The following is a 22,844-nucleotide window of genomic DNA, read 5'->3' on the forward strand; positions in this document are numbered from 1 at the left end:
GCCCCGCATCCTGGAGTTCCGCGAAAGCCTCCCCAAATCCGGGGTGGGGAAGATTTTGAGGCGGGAGCTTCGGGAGGAGTTCACCCGGCGGGGCGCTTAGCGGGCCCGGGCCACCGCCTCCCGGAAGGCCTCCACCGCCCGGTCCACCTCCTCCTCCGCGGTGAAGCGGCCCAGGGAGAAGCGAAGGGAAGCCCGGGCCTCCTTGGGGGAGCGGCCGATGGCGAGGAGGACGTGGGAGGGCTCGAGGCTCCCCGCCGAGCAAGCCGACCCCGAGGAAACCGCCACCCCCAGGAGGTCCATGGCGAGGAGCAGGGCCTCCCCGTCGGCCCCCTTCACCGTGACGTTCACCAGCTTGGGAAGCCTTCTTTCGGGGTGGCCGTTGAGCTCCACCCCCTCCACGGCGAGGAGGCCGGCCTCGAGGCGCCTCCTTAGGGCGAGGAGCCTGGGGACCTCCTCGGGGAGGAGCCGCAAGGCCTTCTCCAGGGCCACCGCCAGTCCGTGGGCCAGGACGGGGCTCTGGGTGCCCCCCCGCCTCCCCCCCTCCTGCTTGCCCGGCACCAGGGGGAAAAGCTCCACCCCCTGGCGCACCAGGAGGGCCCCCACCCCCTTGGGCCCGTAGAACTTGTGGGCGCTCAAGGAGACCAGGTCGGCCCCCACCTGGTCCATGCGGAAGGGCACCTGGCCCACCGCCTGCACGGCGTCCGTGTGGAAGAGGGCCCCGTGGGCGTGGGCCACCTCCGCGATCTCCCGCACCGGGTAGAGGGTGCCGAGCTCGTTGTTGGCGGCCATGACGCTCACCAAGAAGGTGTCCTCCCGCAGGGCCTCCCGCACCTGTTCCGGGTATATAAGGCCGTGGCGGTCGGGCCGGAGGCGGGTCACGGAAAAGCCTAGCCTCTCCAGAAGCCTCAAGGCCCCAAGGACGGCGGAGTGCTCCACCTCGGTGCTCACCAGGTGGCCCCGGCCCCGGGCCAGGGCCACCCCCAGGAGGGCCAGGGCGTCGGCCTCGGAGCCCGAGGCGGTGAAGACCACCTCCCGAGGCCCAGCCCCGAGGAGGGCGGCCACCTTTTCCCGGGCCTCCTCCAGGACCTTCCGGGCCTCCTGGCCGAAGCGGTGGATGCTCGCGGGGTTGCCGAAGATCCCCTCCACCTCCCGCATGGCCTCCCGCACCTCGGGGTCTAAGGGCGTGGTGGCGGCATAGTCCAGGTAGACCTTCAACTGGCCTCCAGCTGAATGAGGCGCTTGGCCTCAAGAAGCCTCCGCTCCTCAATGAGGTCCCGGAGGGTGGTACCGCCCAGGACCTGGCGCACCGCCAGGTCCACCCGCTTCCAGAGGAGTTCCGTGGAGCACTGCCCCACCTTGGCGCAGGACTCGGGGTCCTCTATGCAGGAAACCGGGGCCAGGCTTCCCTCCAGGGCCTCCACCACCTCCAGGGCGGTCACCCGCTCGGGAGGGCGGGCCAGGCGGTACCCCCCCCTGGCCCCCCGCACGGAGCGGACGAACCCAGCGCGGCGGAGCTGGGCGGCGATCTGCTCCAGGTAGTGCTGGCTGATGCCTTGGGCCTCAGCCACCTCCTTCAGGGGGACGGCCTCGGGAGCGCGGAGGCCGATCTCCACCAGGGCGCGAAGCCCGTACTGGGCCTTCGTGGAAACCCACATGGCCCCATTATACCCCTATTTCCCGCCCGAAAATCCGGCTTTTACCAGGGCGAGGCCGAAGAGAAAGGCCTGGAAGAGGACCACGCTGGCCCCGCTGGGCCAGTCCAGGAGGAGGGAGAGGAAAAGCCCCCCCAGGGTGGAAAGGAGGGCCAGGAGGAGGGAGAGGAGGGTCATCTGGGCAAAGGTGCGGGCCATGAGCCTAGCCGCCGCCCCGGGGATGACCAAAAAGGCCGCCACCAGGAGGATCCCCACCACCTTCACCGAAAGCACCAGGCTCACCGCCAAGAACGCCGAAAGGAGGTAGTCGTGGAGCGCCACGGGCACCCGGTCGGCCAGGGCCAGCTCCCGGTCAAAGGTGGCGTAGGCCAGAGGCCCCCATAGGGGCAGGAGGAAAAGGGCCAGGAGGACCATAAAGCCCACCGCCAGGAGGTCGGCGGGCCCCACGGCGAGGAGGGAGCCGAAGAGGTACCCCATGGCGTCCCCCACGTACCCCTTGGCCTTGGCGAGGAAGACGGCCCCCAGGGCCACGGAAAGGGCGAAGAAGACCCCGATGGCCGTGTCTTCGGAAAGCTCGGTGCGCTCCTTGACCCAGGTGATGGCCAGGGACACGAGGACGGTGAAGGGCAGGGCGAGCCAGAGGGGCTCCCCCCTTAGGAAAAGCCCCAGGGCCACCCCGGCGAAAGCGGCGTGGGCCAAGCCGTCCCCCAGGAAGGAGAGGCGCCTTTGCACCACGAAGGGGGAGAGGAAGCCCGAAAGGAGGGCCACGAGGAGCCCGGCGAAGAGGGCGCGCTGGAAGAAGGGGTAGGCCAGGGCCTCAAGCACGGCCGCCCTCCACGAAGAGGCCGTGGGCGTGGCCCACGTGGCCGAAGGCCTGGCGCAGGCACTCCTCGGAAAGGGCCCGCTCGGGAGGGCCGAAGCCCACCACCCGGCGGTTCAAGACCAGGACGTGGCTGGCGTGGTGGGCCGCCTCCCAGTCGTGGGTGATCATGAGGACCGTGGCCCCGGATTCCCTCTGGTAGGCCTCGAGGTAGCGGTAGAGGTCCTCCTCCCCCACCCGGTCCACCCCGGTGGCGGGCTCGTCCAGGAGGAGAAGCCGGGGCCTGCGGATCAGGGCCCGGGCCAGGTAGACCCGCTGGAGCTGCCCCCCGGAAAGCCGCCCCAGGGGACGGTGAGCGAGCTCCAAAGCCCCCACCCGCTCCAGGGCCGCCGTGGCCCTTTCCCGCTCCCTCGCCCCCAGGCGGAAGGGCCAGCGCCGCCATAGCCCCGTGGCCACGAGCTCCAGGGCCAGGGCGGGGAAGGAGCGGTCAAAGGTCTTGATCTGGGGCACGTAGCCGAACCAAAGAGGGTCGGCCTGGCCCGCAGGACGGCCGAAGACGAGGACCTCCCCCCGGTAGGGCACCAGGCCCAGCACCGCCTTCAAGAGGGTGCTCTTCCCCGCCCCGTTAGGCCCCACGATGGCCACGAAGGCCCCTTCGGGAACGGAGAGCTGGACCTCCTCCAGGGCCTGGAACTCCCCAAAGCGCACGGAAAGGCGGCGGATCTCCAGGGCGATCATACTACGAATGATGACGCATTCTCACTAAGCCGTCAAGGGAACCGCCCGGGCGGGTTAAGTACCCCACCGCGGCAAAAGCCGCGGTGGGGGCCCCAAAAGAGCTTTCCCACAGCCCAAGCTCGGGTATCCCATGTAGCAAAGCCAAGGTGCGGGCACTTAGAAGCTGTGCTCCGGGCCCGGGAAAACCCCCTGCCGCACCTCCTCGGCGTAGCGGGCTAGGGCCTCCTGGAAAAGCCTTCCCCCCTCCAGGTAGCGCTTCGCGAAACGGGGCTTGAACTCCCCGTAGAGCCCCACCACGTCGTGGAAGACCAGGACCTGGGCGTCGGTATAGGGCCCCGCCCTTAAGGAGCCGCTCGGAAGCCGCAAGGGCCCGGTCCAGGGTGGCGTAGGCGAGGTAGGGAAGGTCGACCACGAGGAAGGTCTCCGGGGCCCCCCTGCGGGCGGCCTTGGTGTGGTGGAGCATCTCCTCCAGGGTCACGGGCACCGTGGAGGGGTAGCCCAGGACCACCATTCCCAAAGAATCCCCCACCAAAATGGCGTCCACCCCGGCGGCCTCGGCCAGACGGGCCGTGGGGTAGTCGTAGGCGGTGAGGTAGACGAGCCGCTTTCCCTTGGCCTCCCGGAAGTCCTTGACCGTCTTCCTCACGGGAAAAGGCTATCATGGAAGGGCGTGGACGCGCCCTCGGACCTCGCCTTAAGGCCCAGGAGCCTGGACGAGTACATCGGCCAGGAGCGCCTGAAGAACAAGCTCAGGGTCTACCTCGAGGCCGCCAAGGCCCGGGGTGAGCCCCTGGAGCACCTCCTCCTCTTCGGTCCCCCGGGCCTCGGCAAGACCACTTTGGCCCACGTCATCGCCTACGAGCTTGGGGTGAACCTCCGGGTTACCTCCGGGCCCGCCATTGAGAAGCCGGGGGACCTGGCCGCCATCCTGGCCAACTCCCTGGAGGAGGGGGACATCCTCTTCATTGACGAGATCCACCGCCTAAGCCGCCAGGCGGAGGAGCACCTTTACCCGGCCATGGAGGACTTCGCCATGGACATCGTGGTGGGCCAGGGACCGGCGGCGAGGACCATCCGGCTTGAGCTTCCCCGCTTCACCCTCATCGGGGCCACCACCCGCCCCGGCCTCATCACCGCGCCCTTAAGGAGCCGCTTCGGGATCGTGGAGCACCTGGACTACTACTCCCTGGAAGAGCTGGCCGAGGGCATCAGGCGGGACGCCAGGCTTTTGGGGGTAGGCGTCACCGAGGAGGCCGCCCGGGAGATCGCGAGGAGGAGCCGGGGCACCATGCGGATCGCCAAGCGGCTTTTCCGCCGGGTGCGGGACTTCGCCCAGGTGGCTGGGGAGGAGGTCATCACCCGGGAGCGGGCCCTGGAGGCCCTGGAGGCCTTGGGCCTGGACGAGCTCGGGCTGGAAAAGCGGGACCGGGAGATCCTCGAGGTCCTCATCGGGCGCTTCGGCGGCGGGCCGGTGGGCCTCCAGACCCTGGCCACCGCCCTCTCCGAGGACCCAGGGACCCTGGAGGAGGTCCACGAGCCCTACCTGATCCAGCAGGGCCTCCTCAAGCGCACCCCCAGGGGCCGGGTGGCCACGGAGTTGGCTTACCGCCACCTGGGCCTCCCCCTTCCCTTGGAACCCCTCCTATGATCCGGGCCACCCTGGAGGAGCTGGACCTGGGCGAGCTCCTGAAGGCCCTGGAGGCGGGCCGCAAAAGCGCGGTGGTGAGCTTCCAGGGCAGGGTCTACGGCCGGGTACACCTCCTTTCGGGGCGCATCCTCTACGCCCGCACCGAGCCCGGGCCGCACCTCGGGGAGTACCTGGTGCGCCTAGGGCACCTCACCCTGGAGGAGGTGCAGGAACTGGTGGAGCGCCAAGGGCAGGAGAACCCCGGCACCCCCCTTGGGGCTCTCGCCCTGGAGCTCGGCCTCATCGGGGAGGAGGAACTCAGGGAGGCCCTCACCGCCCAGGTCCTCGAGGCCCTGGCCACCCTTTTGGGGGAAAAGGAGGGGGAGGTCCTCGCCGAGCCCCTGGTGGAGGGAAGCCAGGTGGCCCTGCCCCAGACCCTGGACACGGGCTGGGCCCTCATGGAGGCCGCCCGCCGCCTGGACGAGTGGCGGCGGGGCCAGGTGGACCCGGACGAGGTCCTGCACCTGGCCGAGGACCCCACCCGCCACCCCCTCTCCCCGGAGGCCTGGAGCGTGCTGGAGCTTTTGGACGGGGTGCGGCGGGCCCGGAGCGTGGCCCTCATGTCGGGCCTTCCCGAGGAGGAGGTCTACCACCTCCTCCACGAGATGAAAAGCCGGGGCCTCCTCCGCCCCTCCACCCTCCTCGCCGAGGACCCCCTGGTGGCGGTCCTGGCGGAAAGCGGGGTGGTGCGAAGGCTTCTCCTCTACCTCCTGGAGGCCCACCGCTTCCGGGTGCTCCTGGCCAAGGACCTCGAGGGCCTCTTGCGCCTCCTCAAGGAGCGGCCCAAGGGGGTGATCCTGCAAGGGGAGCGGGCCCTGGAGGCGGCGCGAAGGGTGCGGAGCACCCCGGAAGGGCGCCTCGCCTCCCTCTACGTGGTGAGCGAAACCCCGCCAGGCCTCCTCTTCCGCCCCTTACGGGTGCTCCACCTCCCAAAGCCCCTAAGGTCCCAGGAAGTGCTTAGGGCCCTCGCCCCCTTGCGCAAGGGGGCTAGTTAGGCCGCCGGCCTTCCCGGAGGAGGGCCTCCGCCCGCTCCCGGTAGGCCAGGAGGGTCTGGTGCCACTCGTCGGCGGGGTGGACGTGGGGCAGGACCGCCTCGATGCGGGCCAGGATCTCCTCCGGGGAGCGGTAGCCGAGCTGGGCCAGGGTGTCCACCACCATCTCCTGGGCCCCCACCCACTCCCGGCTCCCCTCCTCGGCCCGCTCCGCCGCCCTCCGGTAGTGGAGGAGGGCGTCCTCCAGGTGCATGAGGTCGTAGGCGATGTGGCCGAGGATCAGCTCCCCCGAGGCCTCGGCCCCCTGGCGCATGGCCTCCTTGGCCGCCTCCTCCGCCTCGGCGTAGCGCCCCTGGCGGTACAGGGCCTCGGCCAGGTCGGCCAGGGCCTGGGCCCGGTAAGGATAGCCCTCCTCCCGCAGAAGCTCGCGGAGGTAGCCTTCGGCCTCGAGGTAGGCCCCGTGGTCCAGGGCCGCCACCCCCATCTCGTGGAGCACGTAGGGGCGCTCCCCCTCCTCGGCCCGGGCCAGGGCCTCCCGGTAGGCGGCCATGGCCTCCTCGTAGCGGCCGAGCTGCAAAAGGGCCTGCCCCGCCACCATGGGGGTGCCGTAGGCTTTGTGGCCGCCCTCCTCCTCAAGCTCCAGGGCGCGCCTCGCCTCCTCCAGGGCCCGGTTGGGGTTCCCCAGGAGGAGGTGGGCCCGGGCCAGGAGGTAATGGCGGGTGGCCTCGTCTTCGGGGCCCTCTTCTCCCACCGCGGCCTCGGCCTCCTCCAGGGCGAGGAGGGCCCTTTCCCCCTCCCCCGCCTCCAGCCACATGGCGGCGGCGTCCAGGAGGAGCCAGTAGCGCTCCAGGCCCAAGGCGAGCTCCGCCCCCCGCTCGTAGGCCAAGGCGGCCTCCTCGTGGCGGCCCAGGCGCTCCAGGGCCCGCCCCCTCAGCCCTTCCGCCCGCCAGGCGAGGAAGGCGGGGAGGCCCGGCCTCAGGGTGGCCAGGGCCTCCTCAAACCTCCCCAGGTAGAAGAGGGCCTGGGCCTGGTGGTAGCGGGCCCGGGGGTCTTCCGTGGGGAGGAAGAGGGGGAGGACCTCCCGCTCGGGCCGCCCCTCCAGGGCGAGAAGCTCCCCCAAAAGGGCGCGGTAGAGGGGGTGGTACTCCAGCCCCCCGAGCTCATAGGCCTCCTCTAAGGCCCGGTGGGCCTTTTCCAGGCCTTCCACCCCATAGAGGCTGTGGACCTCGGCGAGGAGGAGAAGGGCCTCCTTGGCCTCCTCCTTCCGCCCGAAGAGGGCCTTGCGGGTGAGGCGCTCAATGGCGGTGTCGTAATCCCCCTGGTGCAGGGCCTCGAGGACCCCCCTCATCGCCGCTAGAGGATACCACAGGCCTCAGTCCTTTCACCCGTAAGGCGCTACCATAGGGCAAGGGAGGTAGATGTTGCCGCAGCGAATCAACCCCTTCACCCTGGTGCTCTTGCTTCTCCTCGGCTACCTGGCCTACACCGCCTTCACCGGGCCCCCGGCCCCCACCCTCTCCTACACGGGCTTTCGGGAGCTGGTGCGCCAGGGCAAGGTGGCGGAGGTCACCCTGGAGGAAACCCGCATCCTGGGCCTCCTCAAGGAACCCGAGCGCTTCCCCACCCCCCAGGGGGGAAGCCAGGTGGCGAGGCGCTTCCAGGTGCCCTTGCCTCCGGCCCAGGTCCAGGACCCCGAGCTCCTCCGCTTCCTCGAGGCGAACGGGGTCAAGGTGGTCACCAAGCCCCCCTCCTTCTGGCCCCAGCTCCTCCTCTACGTGGGCCCCACCCTGATCCTCATCCTCTTCTTCTGGTTCTTCTTCATGCGGGCCCAAGGGGGGGCAGGCCAGGTGATGCAGTTCGGCCAGAGCCGGGCCCGGCTCTACGGCAAGGAGAGGCGGGTCAGCACCACCTTCAAGGACGTGGCGGGCCACGAGGAGGCCAAGCGGGAGCTCATGGAGGTGGTGGACTTCCTCAAAAACCCCAAGAAGTACCTGGAGCTGGGGGCCGAGATCCCCAAGGGGGTGCTCCTCGTGGGCCCCCCCGGCACCGGCAAGACCCTCCTCGCCCGGGCGGTGGCCGGGGAGGCGGGGGTGCCCTTCTTCTCCGTTTCCGCCAGCGAGTTCATGGAGATGTTCGTGGGGGTGGGGGCGAGCCGGGTGCGGAGCCTCTTTGAGGACGCCCGCAGGAACGCCCCGAGCATCATCTTCATTGACGAGCTGGACTCCATCGGCAGGAAGCGGGGGGCAGGGATCGGGGGCGGCCACGACGAGAGGGAGCAGACCCTGAACCAGATCCTCTCGGAGATGGACGGGTTTGAGAAGGACACCTCCGTCATCGTCCTTGCCGCCACCAACCGCCCCGACATCCTGGACCCGGCCCTCCTCCGCCCCGGGCGCTTTGACCGCCAGGTGGTGGTGGGCCTCCCCTCCTTAGAGGAGCGCAAGGAGATTCTCCTCGTCCACATGAGGAACAAACCCATCGCCGAGGACGTGGACGCCCTGGAGCTCGCCCACCTCACCCCGGGGTTTTCCGGGGCGGACCTCAAAAACCTGGTGAACGAGGCCGCCCTCCTCGCCGCCCGGGACGGGGAGAAGAGGATCCGCAAGGAACACTTCCTCAAGGCCCTGGACAAGATCGTCCTCGGCCTGGAGCGGCCCGCCCTGAAGCTCTCCGAGGAGGAGCGCCGGGCCGTGGCCTACCACGAGGCGGGGCACGCCGTGGTGGGGGAGGTGCTGCCCCACGCCGACAAGACGGAGAAGGTCTCCATCGTCCCCCGGGGGATGGCCCTGGGGGCCCGCTGGAGCAAGCCCGAGGAAAGGGTCCTGGTCTCGCGGGAGCACCTCATGGACGAGCTTTCCGTGCTCATGGCGGGCCGGGCGGCGGAGGAGCTCTTCACCGGGACCGTCACCACCGGGGCCCAGGACGACTTCAAGCGGGCCACGGGGATCGCCAAGCGCATGGTCCTGGACTGGGGCATGGGGGAGCACTTCAAAAACGTCGCCTGGGGCTCGGACTCGGGGCCCATCTTCCTGGGCGAGGAGATCGCCAAGAAGAAGGACCACTCCGAGGAAACCGCCCGCCTTATTGACGAGGACATCCGCAAGATCCTGGACGAGGCCTACGCTCGGGCCCGCCAGGTCCTCCTGGAGCACGCCGAGGCCATGCACCGCATCGCCGAGGAGCTCCTCCGGGAGGAGACCATCCCCGGGGAGAGGGTGCGGGCCATCCTGAGGGAGACCCTTCCCGTGGAGCGGAGCCAAGAGGGCTAAGTACCCCACCGCGGCAAAAGCCGCAGTGGGGGCCCTCAAAAAGCTTTCCCACAGCCAAAGCTTGGGCATCCCCCTCGCCCCTCACCACGCAAGCCGCCCCCTCGTGGACCTGGTGCGGGTGTGACGGGCCCGGGGGGAGGCGTGGGAGGGATGGGTCCTGGTGAGCACCGGGTGCTCAAGGTCGCTAGCCCATGCCTATAACTTCTGGTGGTATAGGAGAAGTACCAAAACAAGTATCAGTGGCAGAACGATCTCAAAAGCCAAACCCAGCAAGATTAGGATGTTAGGGTCAAGGTTTGTGTACCGATATAGAAGCAGGAGTACGCCGCCAAGAACAATCATAACGAAACCCACAGCGATCGAGACCTTGCCTGCGAAGCGATTGGCGGTGTACCAAATATCCGGGTCGGATAGGGTTTTGGGCGTTCTAAAGCCATAGATGCTGTTAGGAGGAACTTTTCCCTGCACTGCAGGGACGGACAAGCCTATCAACAACACTCCTAGAAAGAAGACTGAGACGGCCAAAGCCATGATTGACTCACGCATACCGCCCCTTCAGTCAGGATGCCCCGGCGAAGGAAAGCTCCGCCACCGCCACGGTGGGGCTCCCGTAGGCGGCGCCCAGGAGGAGCCAGTCCAGGTCGTCCCCCACCGCCTCCACCCCCTGGAGGAGTTCCAGGAGGTTCCCGCTCACCGCGAAGTTCTCCACGGCGTGCCGCACCTCCCCCTCCTCCACCCAAAGCCCCAGGGCCTGGACGGAGAAGTCCAGGCTCACGGGGTTCGCCCCGGCGTGGAGGCCCATGAGCTCGGTGACCACCACCCCTTCCGTGAGGCGGAGGTTCCCCACGGGCTCCAGGTAGAGGTTGGTGGGGGCCACCTCGAGGACCCCCCGGTAGCCCCGGGCGGCGTGGCCCGTGTTCCTCTGGCCCAGGGCCTTCGCCGTTTCCAGGTTGTGGAGGAAGGTCTTGAAGACCCCCTTCTCCACCACCACGGTGCGGGCGGTGGGGGTGCCCTCGGCGTCAAAGGGGCGGGAGAGGAGGCCCTTTTCCAGGGTGGGGTCGTCCACGAGGGTCACGAGGGGGCTCGCGATCCTCTCCCCAAGCCTCCCCAGGAGGCGGCTTTTCCCCTCCAGGGCGTTCTTGCCGGAGAGGGCCTCGGCGAAGACGGAGAGGAGCATGGCCATGGCCCTGGGCTCCAGGTAGGCCCGGTAGCGGCCCGTCCTCAGGGGCTTGGCGTGGAGGAGCCTCGCCGTCTTCTCCCGGAACTCCAGGGCGGTGCGGCCGGGCTCCAGGGCGTGGAACTCCTTCCCCGCCCGAAGGTCCCACCCCTGCTTGACGCTTTTCCCCTCGGCCATGACGAAGCTTCCCAAGAGGGCGGCGAAGCCCGTGCGGAAGCTTCCTTCCGCCCCTCGGGTGCTGGCGAGGGCCACCCGGCTTTCCCGTTCCAGGTAGCCCCCCATGAGGACGCTCTTCACCCGGGGGTCTTGGCGAAGGGCCTCTTCCAGGGCGAGGGCCGCCTCCTTCTTCCGCTCCGGGGGGGCGGAGAGGCCCTCCCCCAGGAGGTCGTGGCTTCCCAGGGGCCTTCCTTCGGGCAGGGCGCCCGCCTTGGCGGAGAGGAGGGCGTTTTCCCGGGCCTCCTCCAGGGCCCAGTCCAGGGCCTCTTGGGAAAGCTCCTCGGTGTAGGCGTAGCCCACCTTCCCTTCCGCCACCACCCGGAGGCCGAGGCCCCTTTGCCTCGCCTCCTTGATCTCCTCGAGGCGCCCTGCCCTCGCCCTCAAGGAGAGCTCCCGCTCCTCCCCGAAGAGGAGCTCGGCCTCCAGGCCCAGTTCCCGAGCCCTTCGCAGGACGTAGGCCTTGGCTTCTTCCAGGGTCATGCCCGACCTCCCACCACGATCTCCGAGACCAGCACGTGGGGCTGGCCCACCTCCACGGGCACCGCCCCCGAGAGGCTTCCGCACATGCCGGGGGCGTTTTCCAGGTCCTGGGCCACGGCCACCACCCGCATGAGGGTCTCGGGGCCCTTGCCCACCAGCATCGCTCCCCGCACGGGCTCCTCTACCCGCCCTTTGCGGATGATGTACCCCTCCTGCACGGCGAAGTTGTACTCCCCGCTTCCCGGCTTCACCTGCCCGCCCCCCATCTCCTTGGCGTAGAGGCCGAACTCTATCCCGGCGAAGAGGTCCTCCACCCGGGCCTCCCCGGGGGCGAGGAAGGTGTTGCGCATGCGGGAGGTGGGGGCGAAGGTGTAGTCCTGCCTGCGCCCGGAGCCCGTCATGGGGTAGCCGGTGAGGAGGTGGCCCAGCCGGTCCACCATGTAGCTCTTGAGGACGCCCTTTTCTATGAGCACGGTGCGCTCCGTGGGGCGGCCCTCGTCGTCTATCTCCGTGGAGCCCCAGGCGTGGGGCAGGGTGCCGTCGTCAATGTAGGTCACGGCGGGGCTCGCCACCGCCTCCCCCAGCTTGTCGGCGAGGACGCTCGCCTTCTTGGCCACGCTGGTGGTCTCCAGGAGGTGGCCCACGGCCTCGTGGAAGAGGACCCCGCCGAAGCCCGGGCCCACCACCACGGGGAAGGTGCCCGCGGGGGCGGGCTTGGCCCGGAGGTTGGTGAGGGCCTGGCGGGCGGCCTTCTCCCCCACCGCCTTCGGGGGGTAGAGGTCAAAGAGCTCCAGGCCCACGCTCTTGCCGGGGCCGCTGTAGCCGGTTTGCACCTCGGCCCCGTCCTGGGCCACGGCGAGGACGAAAAGCCGAGTCCGCACCCGCTTTTCCTCGGCCCATACCCCCTCGGTGTTGGCGATGAGGACCTCCTCCTCCCACTCCAGGAGGCTCGCCTCCACCTCCTTGATCTCGGGGGCGATCCTGGCCCCGGCCTCGGCCTCGAGGAGCCGCTCCAGCCGGTAGCGCCGGTCCTTCTCCCCGTAGGGCACCTTGGGGGCGTGGAGGCCCTTGGGGGTGGCCTTGCGGAAGTCCAGGCCGCCCCTTCCCCCCTCGTCCACCTTCCCTAAGGAGCCCTTGGCCCGGAGGAGGGTCTCCAGGGCCTCCATGAGGCCTTCTTGGGTGAGGTCGTTGGTGTAGGCGTAGACCACCTCGGTGCCGAAGAAGAGGCGGACCCCCGCCCCGTAGTCCAGGCCGGAGAGGGCCTCCTCCAGGGCCCCCTGGCGCACCTTCATCCGGCGCTTTTTGGCGCGCTCGGCGTAGACCTCGGCGAAGTCCGCCCCGCCCTTGAGGGCGCGGGCCAGGACCGCCTCCACGAGCTCCGGCTTGAGCATGCCCCGAGTTTACCCGGGGCTGACCCGCGGGTCAACCGCATAGGCGGAGGACCGCGGCCTCCAGGGCGAGCCAGGGGTCCTTGCCCCCCTTGGCCCGCTTTTCCGCCTCTATGAGGGTGTCTAGGGCCTCTCCCAGGGCCCCTTCCCCGAGGCCTCTTGCCGCCTCCAGGGCCTTTTGGGCGGCGTAGGGGTGGGCCTCGAGGCGGGCGAGGTCCTCCTCCTTGGGCCTGGGGTCTTCCTTCAGGAGGAAGAAGGCCCGGGCGAGGAGGGAAAACTGCCAGGAGAGGGCCCCAAGGAGCCTTAAGGGCTCTTCCCCCTCCTCCTTGAGGCGCTTGAGGCGGAGGAGGGCCTCCTTGGGGTCCTTCTTCAGCACGGCCCGCACCAGGTCAAAGCCCGTGAGGGGGGGCCTTAGGGCCACCACCCGCTCCACCTTCTCCAGGGTGAGGGGCGGGGAGAGGAGGGAAAGCTTCTCCAGCTCCCGCTCTAAGGCCTCGAGGTCCCCCTCGAGGGAGGCCAGGTACTGGGCCACCCCGCTCGGGAGCCTGAGCCCGAGGCGCTTCGCCCGGTTTTCCAGATACCGCAAGAGGTCCTTCCCCTTGGGGGTGGGGAAGTCCCGCCTTTCCCTGTTCCGGTAGAAGGCCGCCCGGGAGGGGCTTGGCCTAGGGTCCAGGAGGAGGACGGGGACGCCCTCGGGCACCTCCTCTAGGAGGGGCTTCAGGGCCTTCCACTCCGCCTCCCCCACCTCCCTCAGGTCCAGGGCCGCCCCCCCGCCCCCGAAAAGCCCCGGGGCGAGGGCCTGGGCCAGGGCCTCCGGGGTGGGCTCGGTGAAGCCGGGAAGGCCGAGGAGCTCCGCCTCCTTCCTCAAGGCCTCCCGCGCGAGAAAGGGGTCCCCGGTGAAGGCGATGACCATGGGTATCGCTTCCCCTTCCCCCCGCCCTGGGTTTAGAAGGCGTTCAGGCCCGTGGCCTCCCGCCCCAGGACCAGGGTGTGGACGTCGTGGGTGCCCTCGTAGGTGTAGACGGTCTCCAGGTTCAGCATGTGGCGGATGGCGTGGTACTCCAGGGTGATGCCGCTTCCCCCCAGGATGTCCCGGGCCATGCGGGCGGCCTGCAGGGCCTTCCAGACGTTCTGCCTTTTGGCCAGGGAGACCTGGGCGGGCTTGAGCTTCCCCTCGTCCTTGAGGCGGGAAAGCCGCCAGGCGAGGAGGAGGCCCTCCGTGTGCCAGGCGAGCATCTCGGCGAGCTTGGCCTGGACGAGCTGCTTCTTGGCGATGGGCTCGCCGAAGGTGGAACGGCTCTTGGCGAACTCCAAGGCCTCGGTGTAGACGGCCTCGAGGGCCCCCAGGGCCCCCCAGGCGATGCCGAAGCGGGCCTGGGTGAGGCAGGAGAGGGGGGCCTTGAGGCCTCGGGCCTTGGGGAGGCGCAAGGACTCGGGCACCCGCACCTCCTCCAGGACGAGCTCGCTCGTCACCGAGGCCCTTAGGCTCATCTTGCGCTTCACCTCCCGGGCCTGGAAGCCCGGGGTGTCCGTGGGGACGAGGAAGCCCAGGACCTCCCCCTCCTCGTCCTTGGCCCAGATCACGGCGAGGTGGGCCAGGTTGCCGTTGGTGATCCACATCTTGGTGCCGTTGAGGACCCAGGTGTCCCCCTCCCGCCTGGCCCGGGTCTTCATGTTGCCGTAGGGGTCCGAGCCCCCGTCGGGCTCGGTGAGGCCGAAGCACCCCACCAGCTCCCCCCGGGCGAGCCTCGGGAGGAACTCCCGCTTTTGCTCCTCGCTCCCGTAGGCGTAGATGGGGTACATCACCAGGGAGCTCTGCACGCTCACGAAGCTCCTGAGGCCCGAGTCCACCCGCTCCAGCTCGTAGGCGATGAGGCCGTAGGCGGCGCTACTTACCCCCGCTCCCCCGTACTCCGGGGGGAGGGTGGGGCCCAGGAAGCCCAGCTCGGCGAATCTCGGGATGAGGTGGGCGGGGAAGACCCCTTCCTCCCACCAGTCGCGGATGTAGGGCAGGGCCTCCTTTTCCAGGAAGCGGCGGGCGGCCTTCTGAACCTCCTTCTCCTCCGGGGTGAGGAGGTCCTCCAGGGCGTAGAAGTCCAGCATGCCCTAAGTTTAGAGCATCCCCGCCAGGAAGCCTTCTTCCCGGATGGTGCGGATGAGGTCCATGACCGTGAGGGTCTGGGGGTCGTACTCTACCAGGACCTGGGCGGGCCCCGTGGCCTGGACCTCGCCTACCCCTTCCAGTCCCCTTAAGGCGGCCAGGACGCGCTCCATGCCCTCCGGGGTGGGCTCCCCGCGGATGCCGATGAGGACGCGGTTCATACCCCCTATTCTAGGACGCCCCGGGTCTCGCCCCGCGCTCCCCGGCTTCCCAGGACCCGGACCGCGAGGACCAAAGGCCCAAGGGCGAAGCCCTCCGCCTTCAGGGCCTCTTCCAGGTCCTTCCGCTCGGGGTCCAGGTGGAGGGCTACCTCGTAGACCCCGGCGTCGTGGGCGCTCTTCACTACCGCCCGGAGGAGGCCCTGGAGGGCCTCGAGGGTTTTCCCCTCAATCCGGGTCACCAGGACCGTGGTGGCCTCCCCCTGCCACACCGCCTGGGCCAGGGCGAAGCCCATGGGCTCCTCCCCCTCCTCGGCCAGGAAGGAATGGCCCGTGCGGGCGAAGTGGCGCACGGCGCCAAGGCTCAAGGGGCGGCTTCCCGCCACCCGGTTCAGGGCGGGGAGGTCCAGCTCGGTGAAGGGCCTGAAGCGCATGGCCCCATTATGCCCGGAAGCGGAAGCGGAGGGCCTCCAGGAGGAGGACCAGGGCCGCCAGGAGGGCCAAGAAGCGGCCCGCTCCCCCAGGGCTTCGGGGCAGGAAGCTTCCCTCGGGGGTGGGGAGGAGGGTCTCCTCGGGGGCGAGGAGGCCCGAGGCCACCTCCCGGTAGGGCTTGAGGAAGCGGTGGACCAGGAGGGGAAAGAGGGGCCGGTCCCTTATGGCCTCGAGGGGCGGGAGGTAGAGGCCATGGGGGGCGGCGTAGAGGAGGCCCACGCCCCCTTCCCCTTCCGCCAGGGCCTGCCAGGGGCCTTGGGGAGGAGGGGGCGGGGGAAGCCTCTCCCCGAGGAGGGCCACCCCCTCCAGGAGGGGGTGGGGAGCGGTGAGGAGGACGGGAAGGGGGCTTCCCCCGGAAGGGGCGAGGTAGAGGGTGGGGCCTTCGGGGGCGCCTTGGGGGACGGCGAGGCGCACCCGGACCTCGCTTCCTGGACCCGCCCCGAGGAGGCGGAAGAGCCTCTCCAGGGCGGGAAGCCTCGGGTAGTCCACCCCGAGGCGCCTGAGGCCGAAGCTCGCCCGGTCGTCCAAGGGGAGGGCGTCTTCCTCAAGCCGGGCGGAAAAGGTTGGGGGAAGGCCCAAAAGGGGGGCGAACCCCCTTGGGGGCACCTCCACCTCCCGCACCTTTCCCCCCACCTCCACCCGGGCGGTAAGCCGCCTAGGGCCCCCGTTCCCCAAGGCCAAGAACCCCTGGGCCACGGCCACGATGCCCAGGTTTTCCTGGGGGCTTCCCACCCCCAGGTACCCCTCCACCCCGGGGGGTGGGGGGCCGTCCGTGGCCACCACCACCGGGGCCTTGAGAAGCCTCCTCCCTAGGGCGACGGCCGCCTCGAGGTCCGCCCCCCGGTCCTCGGCCTCCAGGGCGAGGAGCTTTTCCTTCAGGGCCACCCCGGGGGCGGGGCCGAAGGCGGTGGGCTTTTCCCCGGCCCGCACCAAGAGGGCCTCCGGCGCCCTTTCCAGAAGAGGGAGGAGCCTCTCCTTGGCCAGGTCCAGCCGGGTGCCCTTCCCTTCCCGGGCCGCCATGCTGGCCGAGGCGTCCACCACGAAGACCAGGGGGGAAGGCCCCAGGGGAGGGTCCTCGAGGGCCAGGACCATGAGGGCCGCTCCCAGGAGGAGGAGGAAAAGCCTCAGGTCCAGCCGCGGCCGGAAGCGCCTCGCCCGCCCCCGCTTCCAAAGCCACACCCCGGCCCAGGGCCTGGGCCTTGGGGCGCGCCTCCGGTAGAGGAGGTAGACGAGGAGGAGCACGAGGGGAAGGAGCCAGAGCACCCTGCCCTCAGGCTACCCCTGCTAGAGTGGGGGCGGTGTGGGTCTTGGGGATTGACACCTCCTGCGACGACACCGGGGTGGGCCTGGTGGAAGACGGCGAGGTGCGGGTGAACCTGGTGGCGAGCCAGGTGCGCCTCCACGAGGCCTTTGGCGGGGTGGTGCCGGAGCTCGCAAGCCGGGAGCACCTAAAGGCCCTCCCCCTCCTGGTGGAGAGGGCCTTGGCCGAGGCGGGCCTTACCCCTAAGGACCTAGGCCTCGTGGCCGCCACCCGGGGGCCCGGCCTCATCGGGGCCCTCCTCGTGGGCTACACCTACGCCAAGGGGATGGCCTGGGCCCTAGAGAGGCCCTTCTACGCCGTCCACCACCTCGAGGGCCACATCGCCGCCGCCTGGCCCGAGGGGCTAAAGCCCCCCTTCCTCGCCCTGGTGGCCTCGGGGGGGCACACCCACCTCTACGAGGTCCTGGACCTCGGCCGCTACCGCCTCCTCGGGGCCACCCGGGACGACGCCGCCGGGGAGGCCTTTGACAAGGTGGCGAGGCTTCTCGGCCTCGGCTTTCCCGGGGGGCCCGAGGTGGAGCGCCTGGCGGGAGAGGCGGAGGAGGCCGTCCCCTTTCCCGTGCCCCTAAGGGACCAGAAGGGGTACGACTTCAGCTTCTCCGGCCTCAAGACCAAGGCCCTCCACCTGGTGGAGAAGGGCCTTCCCAAGGCCGCCCTCGCCAAGGGCTTCCAGGAGGCGGCCATCGCCCACCTCGCCGAGGTGGTCCTGAGGGCGGCGGAGGACACGGGCCACCGGGTCCTCCTCGTGGCCGGGGGGGTGGCGGCGAACCGGGCGCTCCAGGCGCGCTTTAAGGAGGCGGGCCTGGAGGTCTTCTTCCCGCCCCGGGGCCTTTCCCAGGACAACGGGGCCATGATCGCCCTCGCCGCCTGGCGCCGCCACCAAAGGGGCTTTCCCCCAAGCCCCCTTTCCTTGGGGGCCACGGCCTACTGGCCTTTGGAGGAGGCCTGAAGGGTTTCTCATCCCGAAGGGGTACAATCGGGCTTAGGATGCTGGGCCTCATACGGAAGCTCTTTGACAACAACGAACGGGAGATCGCCCGCTACCAGAAGCAGGTGGTGGAGCCCACGAACCGCCTCGAGGCCGAGGTGGAGAAGATCCAAGACCTCGCCGCCGCCTACCGCGAGCTCAAGGAGAAGCACGAGAAGGGGGCCTCCCTGGACGAGCTTCTCCCCATGGCCTTCGCCCTCACCCGGGAGTCGGCCAAGCGCTACCTGGGCATGCGCCACTTTGACGTCCAGCTCATCGGCGGAGCCGTCCTCCACGAGGGCAAGATCGCCGAGATGAAGACGGGCGAGGGCAAGACCCTGGTGGCCACCCTGGCCGTGGCCCTAAACGCCCTCACCGGCAAAGGCGTCCACGTGGTCACGGTGAACGACTACCTGGCCCGGCGCGACGCCGAGTGGATGGGGCCCGTTTACCGGGGCCTGGGCCTCTCCGTGGGGGTCATCCAGCACGCCTCCACCCCCGAGGAGCGCCGCAAGGCCTACCTTGCCGACGTCACCTACGTGACCAACGCCGAGCTCGGCTTTGACTACCTCCGGGACAACATGGCCATAAGCCCCGACCAGCTGGTGCTCCGCCACGACACGCCCCTCCACTACGCCATCATCGACGAGGTGGACTCCATCCTCATTGACGAGGCCCGCACCCCCCTCATCATCTCCGGCCCCGCGGAGAAGGCCACCGACCTCTACTACAAGATGGCGGAGATCGCCAAGAAGCTGGAAAGGGGCCTTCCCGCCGAGCCCGGGGTAAGGAAGGAGCCCACGGGGGACTACACCATAGAGGAGAAGAACCGCTCCGTCCACCTCACCCTCCAGGGCATCGCCAAGGCGGAGAAGCTCCTCGGCATTGAGGGCCTCTTCAGCCCGGAGAACATGGAGCTCGCCCACATGCTCATCCAGGCCATCCGGGCCAAGGAGCTCTACCACCGGGACCGGGACTACATCGTCCAGGACGGCCAGGTCATCATCGTGGACGAGTTCACGGGCCGCCTCATGCCGGGCCGCCGCTACGGGGAGGGCCTCCACCAGGCCATTGAGGCCAAGGAGGGGGTCCGGATCGAGCGGGAGAACCAGACCCTGGCCACCATCACCTACCAGAACTTCTTCCGCCTCTACGAGAAGCGGGCGGGCATGACGGGCACCGCCAAGACCGAGGAGAAGGAGTTCCAGGAGATCTACGGCATGGACGTGGTGGTGGTGCCCACCAACCGCCCCATGATCCGTAAGGACTTCCCCGACGTGGTCTACCGCACGGAGAAGGGGAAGTTCTACGCCGTGGTGGAGGAGATCGCCGAGAAATATGAGCGGGGCCAGCCCGTCCTCGTGGGCACCATCAGCATCGAGAAGTCGGAGAGGCTCTCCCAGATGCTTAAAGAGCCCAGGCTCTACCTCCCCCGGCTGGAGATGCGCCTGGAGCTCTTTAAAAAGGCCAGCGCCAAGCAGCAGGGCCCCGAGTGGGAGCGCCTAAGGAAGCTTCTGGAAAAGCCCGCAGGGCTCAAGGACGAGGACCTCGCCCCCTTTGAAGCCCTCATCCCGCCGAAGGGGAACCTCAGGGCCGCCTGGGAGGGCCTGAAGCGGGCGGTGCACACCCTCTCGGTCCTCCGCCAGGGGATCCCCCACCAGGTCCTGAACGCCAAGCACCACGCCAAGGAGGCGGAGATCGTGGCCCAGGCGGGGCGGAGCAAGACCGTCACCATCGCCACCAACATGGCGGGCCGGGGCACGGACATCAAGCTTGGCGGCAACCCCGAGTACCTGGCCGCCGCCCTCCTGGAGAAGGAGGGCTTTGACCGCTACGAGTGGAAGGTGGAGCTCTTCATCAAGAAGATGGTGGCGGGCAAGGAGGAGGAAGCGCGGGCCCTCGCCCAGGAGCTCGGGGTCCGGGAGGAGCTTCTTGCGAAGATCCGGGAGATCCGCGAGGCGTGCAAGGAGGACGAGGAAAGGGTCCGGGCCCTAGGGGGGCTTTTCATCCTGGGCACCGAGCGGCACGAGTCCCGCCGCATAGACAACCAGCTCCGGGGCCGCGCCGGGCGCCAGGGGGACCCGGGGGGAAGCCGCTTCTACGTGAGCTTTGACGACGACCTTATGCGCCTCTTCGCCTCGGACCGGGTCATCGCCATGCTGGACCGGATGGGCTTTGACGACTCCGAGCCCATTGAGCACCCCATGGTGACCCGCTCCATTGAGCGGGCCCAAAAAAGGGTGGAGGACCGGAACTTCGCCATAAGGAAGCAGCTTCTCCAGTTTGACGACGTCTTAAGCCGCCAGCGGGAGGTGATCTACGCCCAGCGCCGCCTGATCCTCCTCGGCAAGGACGAGGAGGTGAAGGAGGCCGCTTTGGGCATGGTGGAGGAGACGGTGGCCTCCTTAGCGGAGAACTTCCTGAACCCCCAGGTCCACCCCGAGGACTGGGACCTCGAGGGCCTCAAGGCCGCCCTCCTGGACACCGCGCCCCAGCTTCAGGACTTCCCCTTTGAGGAGCTTAGGGGCCTGAAGGCGGAGGAGGGGGTGGAGCGCCTGGTGGAGGCCGCCCTCAAGGTCTACGAGGCCCGGGAGGCCGAGCTTTCCCCGCCCCTCATGCGGGCGGTGGAGCGCTTCGTCATCCTCAACGTGGTGGACTCCGCCTGGAAGGAGCACCTCCACAACCTGGACGTGCTTCGTCAGGGGATTTTCCTGCGGGGCTACGGCCAGAAGGACCCCTTCCAGGAGTACAAGTTTGAGGCCACCCGCCTCTTCAACGAGATGGTGGCCTTCATCAAGAGCGAGGTGGCCAAGTTCCTCTTCCGCCTCAAGGTGGAGGCCGAGCCCGTGCGCCCCGTGCGGGAGGCCCCCTACGTGCCCGTCCCCGAGCCCGAGGCGAGGCCCCAGGAGGCCGGGGTCTTTGGGGCGGCCAAGAAGCGGCCCTCCACCCCTCCTCCCCAGCCCGGCCTCTCCCGGGCCGAGCGCCGCCGCCTGATGCGGGAGGAGAAGAAGCGGAAGAAGGAGTAGCCCAGGGCCTGGCCCTGACCGGGGCCTCAGGCCTCCACCTGGAGGCTTGCCGGGTCTAGGTTGGTGTAGACGTGCTGGACGTCGTCCAGGTCTTCCAGGGCCTCCACCAGGCGCATCACCTTGGCGGCCTCCTCGGGGCCTAGGGCCACCACGTTCTGGGGGTGCTGGACCACCTCCACGGCCTCCACCCGGATGCCCCGGGCCTTCAGGGCCTCGGCGAGGCGGTAGGCCTCGGCGGGGTCGGTGTAGACGGTGAGGCTTTCCCCCTCCTCCTCGAGGTCCAGGGCGCCAAGCTCAATGGCCGCCTCCTGGGCCGCCTCGGTGTTCTCGCAGACCAGGACCCCCTTGCGCTCAAACTGCCAGGCCACGCTCCCCGAGGTGCCCAAGGAGCCCCCGTACTTACCGAAGACGTGGCGCACCTCGCCGGCGGTGCGGTTGCGGTTGTCGGTGAGGGCGTAGACCAAGACGGCCACCCCCCCGGGGGCGTAGCCCTCGTAGACCACCTCCTCGTACTGCTCGCCGCCCTCCCCGCCTCCCTGGAGCTTTTGCAGGAGCCGTTCTATGTTCTCCATGGGCACGTCGTCGGCCCGGGCGGCCTCAATGGCGTTCCGGAGCTGGACGTTGGCCTCGGGGTAGGGGCTTCCCCCGGCCCGGGCCGCCGCCTGGATGGCCCGGAGGTGCTTGGAGATGATCTTGCCGCGCTTGAGGTCGTTGGCGGCCTTCTTTCGCTTGATCTGTGCCCACTTGCTATGACCGGCCATGGCTCACCTCACCCATTATAGCCAGCTCCTCCAGCACCCTTTCCGCTAAGCGCTCCCCGGCTTCCCGGAAGGGGTGGAAGAGGAGGTCCACCCCGGCGGCCTTAAGGAGGGGGTCTTCCTCCAGGTGGAAGCTGGTGGCCGCCACCAGGCCGGAAAAGCCCCGCTCCTTGAGCCAGCGGGCGGCGAGGAGCTTGGCCTCGAGGTCCGGCAGGGCCAGGACCACGGCCTTGAGCCCCGAGAGGTCCAGCCTCTCCCAAAGCTCCGGGTCCTCGGCGTCCCCGTAGAGCACCCGCCGCCCCTTGGCCCGGTGGCGCTCCACCTTTTCCGGGTCGGCGTCTAAGCCCACGGGCCGCTCCCCTTTGGCCTGCAAAACCCGGTAGACCGCGCCCCCCGTGCGCCCCATCCCCACCACCAGGGCCGTGGCCCCGTCCAGCCGCTCCGGCTCCTGGTCGGGGTGGCGCCCAGGGCGCTCCAGGCGGAGGAGGAAGGGTTCTAAGCGCTTGTATAGGGTGTGGCTAAAGCGGGCCAGGGGGGCGGAGAGGGCCATGGAGAGGGCCACTAAAAGGGCCAGGGTGGGGAGGCCCGTGGGAAGGGCCCCCGTCCGCTCCAGGGCCAGGCCCACGATGAGGGCGAACTCCGAGTAGTTTCCCAGGTAGAGCCCGGCCACGAAGGCCGTCCTGGCCCTGAGGCCCGAAAGGAGAAAGAGGCCCAGGAAAAGGGGAGTCTTCAGGAGGGAGAGGAGGAGAAGCCCCCCAACGAGGCTCAGGTCCACCCCCTTAAGGCCCTGGCGCATGCCGATTTCCAGGAAGAAGGCCACCAGGAAGGCTTCCTTCAGGCTCCAGAGGGCCCGGCCCATCTCCGCTCCCTTGGGGTGCCCCGAAAGGAGGGCCCCCGCGAGGAGGGCCCCGAGCTCTGGGGAAAGCCCCACCTGGCGGAAGCCTTCCCCCCCGAGGAGGGCCACGCCGAGGCCGAAGAGGACCAGAAGCTCCTCGTGCCCGCTCCTTTCCAGAAGCCAGCTCACCCCGAAGCGGAGGAGGGGGAGGAAGAGGAGGAACACTGCCCAGGGGCTTAGCTCCTTGGCCCCGTAAAGCCCGAGAAGCCCCACGGCCACCAGGTCTTGCAGGATCAGGATGCCGATGGCCAGCCTCCCGTGGTAGGTGGTGAGCTCTTTTTTATCCTCCAGGAGCTTGGCCACCAGCACCGTGCTGGAGAAGGCCAGGGCCAGGGCCAGGGGGGGATTGGGCACCAGGAGGAAGGCCAGCAGCCCAAAGAGCAGGAGGTGAGCGCCCCCTACCCCCAGGACCCGGGGGTCCAGGAGGTCCCTTAGGCGGAGCTTGAGCCCCACGCTAAAGAGGAGGAGCAGGACCCCGATCTCCGCCGCCTGGGCCAGGAAGGCCGTTTCCCGGAAGCCCAGGCCGTGGAGGAGAAACCCCGCCCCCAGGTAGCCCACGAGGGGGGGCACCCCCTGGCGGCTCGCCACCAGGCCCAGGGCGAAGGCCACGCCCACCCACAGGGCTTCCATGCCCTAAGGGTAGCAGA

General features: G+C 69.4%; 20 protein-coding genes and 1 pseudogene. 5 read left to right on the forward strand and 16 right to left on the reverse strand.

The window, feature by feature from the left end; translation table 11 throughout:
• Positions 1 to 96 precede the first annotated feature (96 nt).
• From AC01Y6_RS03430 to AC01Y6_RS03450, 5 genes and pseudogenes are all read right to left on the reverse strand, one after another.
• Positions 97 to 1,215 carry a cysteine desulfurase family protein gene (locus AC01Y6_RS03430; RefSeq protein ID WP_476670240.1) on the reverse strand — a complete coding sequence of 373 codons (1,119 nt, stop codon included), beginning with the start codon at positions 1,213 to 1,215 and terminating at the stop codon, positions 97 to 99.
• Positions 1,212 to 1,655: an RrF2 family transcriptional regulator gene (locus tag AC01Y6_RS03435; protein ID WP_347241218.1), complete on the reverse strand. Its 444-nt coding sequence runs from the start codon at positions 1,653 to 1,655 to the stop codon at positions 1,212 to 1,214. Before AC01Y6_RS03435 ends, AC01Y6_RS03430 begins: the two co-directional genes overlap by 4 nt.
• Positions 1,656 to 1,670: 15 nt before the next feature.
• Positions 1,671 to 2,477: a metal ABC transporter permease gene (locus AC01Y6_RS03440; protein ID WP_428715155.1), complete on the reverse strand. Its 807-nt coding sequence runs from the start codon at positions 2,475 to 2,477 to the stop codon at positions 1,671 to 1,673.
• Complete coding sequence (locus tag AC01Y6_RS03445) at positions 2,470 to 3,210, reverse strand: metal ABC transporter ATP-binding protein (protein ID WP_347241216.1); 741 nt, start codon at positions 3,208 to 3,210, stop codon at positions 2,470 to 2,472. Before AC01Y6_RS03445 ends, AC01Y6_RS03440 begins: the two co-directional genes overlap by 8 nt.
• Positions 3,211 to 3,366: 156 nt before the next feature.
• A pseudogene (locus AC01Y6_RS03450) lies at positions 3,367 to 3,856 on the reverse strand (3-methyl-2-oxobutanoate hydroxymethyltransferase).
• A gap of 24 nt (positions 3,857 to 3,880) precedes the next feature.
• Here AC01Y6_RS03450 and ruvB point away from each other — a divergent pair.
• Both ruvB and AC01Y6_RS03460 read left to right on the forward strand, forming a co-directional pair.
• Entirely contained in the window at positions 3,881 to 4,858 is a 978-nt protein-coding gene (ruvB, locus tag AC01Y6_RS03455) for a Holliday junction branch migration DNA helicase RuvB (protein WP_347241196.1), read from the forward strand.
• Positions 4,855 to 5,892 (forward strand): DUF4388 domain-containing protein, encoded by a 1,038-nt coding sequence (locus tag AC01Y6_RS03460; RefSeq protein WP_476670244.1) that lies wholly within the window; start codon positions 4,855 to 4,857, stop codon positions 5,890 to 5,892. The genes ruvB and AC01Y6_RS03460 overlap by 4 nt, the downstream gene beginning before the upstream one ends.
• On the opposite strand, the gene AC01Y6_RS03465 is transcribed toward AC01Y6_RS03460, so the two are convergent.
• Positions 5,885 to 7,237, reverse strand: a complete 1,353-nt coding sequence (locus tag AC01Y6_RS03465) for a tetratricopeptide repeat protein (protein WP_476670245.1) — start codon at positions 7,235 to 7,237, stop codon at positions 5,885 to 5,887. The genes AC01Y6_RS03460 and AC01Y6_RS03465 overlap by 8 nt on opposite strands.
• 73 nt (positions 7,238 to 7,310) lie before the next feature.
• Here AC01Y6_RS03465 and ftsH point away from each other — a divergent pair, with 73 nt between their 5' ends.
• Entirely contained in the window at positions 7,311 to 9,158 is a 1,848-nt protein-coding gene (gene ftsH, locus AC01Y6_RS03470) for an ATP-dependent zinc metalloprotease FtsH (RefSeq protein WP_476670270.1), read from the forward strand.
• Positions 9,159 to 9,353: 195 nt separating this feature from the next.
• Here ftsH and AC01Y6_RS03475 read toward each other — a convergent pair whose 3' ends face one another.
• From AC01Y6_RS03475 to AC01Y6_RS03510, 8 genes are read right to left on the reverse strand one after another with little or no spacing between them, the layout of a single operon-like run.
• The gene (locus tag AC01Y6_RS03475) at positions 9,354 to 9,704 is read right to left on the reverse strand and encodes an SdpI family protein (protein ID WP_476670247.1); all 351 of its coding nucleotides are present in this window, start codon (positions 9,702 to 9,704) and stop codon (positions 9,354 to 9,356) included.
• A gap of 13 nt (positions 9,705 to 9,717) precedes the next feature.
• A complete protein-coding gene (locus AC01Y6_RS03480) occupies positions 9,718 to 11,031 on the reverse strand; it encodes a TldD/PmbA family protein (RefSeq protein WP_428720750.1) in 1,314 nt (437 codons plus the stop codon).
• Positions 11,028 to 12,422 (reverse strand): TldD/PmbA family protein, encoded by a 1,395-nt coding sequence (locus AC01Y6_RS03485; protein ID WP_428716862.1) that lies wholly within the window; start codon positions 12,420 to 12,422, stop codon positions 11,028 to 11,030. The genes AC01Y6_RS03480 and AC01Y6_RS03485 overlap by 4 nt, the downstream gene beginning before the upstream one ends.
• Positions 12,423 to 12,453: 31 nt before the next feature.
• Positions 12,454 to 13,332, reverse strand: a complete 879-nt coding sequence (holA, locus tag AC01Y6_RS03490) for a DNA polymerase III subunit delta (protein ID WP_476670249.1) — start codon at positions 13,330 to 13,332, stop codon at positions 12,454 to 12,456.
• Between the two features lie 32 nt (positions 13,333 to 13,364).
• Positions 13,365 to 14,522, reverse strand: a complete 1,158-nt coding sequence (locus AC01Y6_RS03495) for an acyl-CoA dehydrogenase family protein (protein WP_476670250.1) — start codon at positions 14,520 to 14,522, stop codon at positions 13,365 to 13,367.
• A gap of 9 nt (positions 14,523 to 14,531) precedes the next feature.
• Positions 14,532 to 14,741: a heavy-metal-associated domain-containing protein gene (locus AC01Y6_RS03500; RefSeq protein ID WP_347241498.1), complete on the reverse strand. Its 210-nt coding sequence runs from the start codon at positions 14,739 to 14,741 to the stop codon at positions 14,532 to 14,534.
• A 5-nt stretch (positions 14,742 to 14,746) separates the two neighbouring features.
• Positions 14,747 to 15,172, reverse strand: a complete 426-nt coding sequence (locus tag AC01Y6_RS03505; protein ID WP_347241499.1) for a DUF1999 family protein — start codon at positions 15,170 to 15,172, stop codon at positions 14,747 to 14,749.
• Between the two features lie 7 nt (positions 15,173 to 15,179).
• Positions 15,180 to 16,493 (reverse strand): vWA domain-containing protein, encoded by a 1,314-nt coding sequence (locus AC01Y6_RS03510; protein ID WP_476670253.1) that lies wholly within the window; start codon positions 16,491 to 16,493, stop codon positions 15,180 to 15,182.
• 35 nt (positions 16,494 to 16,528) lie between these two features.
• Here AC01Y6_RS03510 and tsaD point away from each other — a divergent pair, with 35 nt between their 5' ends.
• Both tsaD and secA read left to right on the forward strand, forming a co-directional pair.
• The gene (gene tsaD, locus AC01Y6_RS03515; protein ID WP_476670254.1) at positions 16,529 to 17,500 is read left to right on the forward strand and encodes a tRNA (adenosine(37)-N6)-threonylcarbamoyltransferase complex transferase subunit TsaD; all 972 of its coding nucleotides are present in this window, start codon (positions 16,529 to 16,531) and stop codon (positions 17,498 to 17,500) included.
• A 38-nt stretch (positions 17,501 to 17,538) separates the two neighbouring features.
• Positions 17,539 to 20,544, forward strand: coding sequence for a preprotein translocase subunit SecA (gene secA / locus AC01Y6_RS03520; protein ID WP_476670256.1), 3,006 nt, complete (start codon positions 17,539 to 17,541; stop codon positions 20,542 to 20,544).
• A 26-nt stretch (positions 20,545 to 20,570) separates the two neighbouring features.
• On the opposite strand, the gene AC01Y6_RS03525 is transcribed toward secA, so the two are convergent.
• Together AC01Y6_RS03525 and AC01Y6_RS03530 are read right to left on the reverse strand one after the other, a co-directional pair.
• Positions 20,571 to 21,305, reverse strand: coding sequence for a YebC/PmpR family DNA-binding transcriptional regulator (locus tag AC01Y6_RS03525; RefSeq protein ID WP_476670257.1), 735 nt, complete (start codon positions 21,303 to 21,305; stop codon positions 20,571 to 20,573).
• Positions 21,292 to 22,827 (reverse strand): cation:proton antiporter domain-containing protein, encoded by a 1,536-nt coding sequence (locus AC01Y6_RS03530; protein WP_476670258.1) that lies wholly within the window; start codon positions 22,825 to 22,827, stop codon positions 21,292 to 21,294. Before AC01Y6_RS03530 ends, AC01Y6_RS03525 begins: the two co-directional genes overlap by 14 nt.
• Between the last annotated feature and the right edge of the window lie 17 nt (positions 22,828 to 22,844).

Source organism: Thermus sp. (assembly GCF_056332225.1).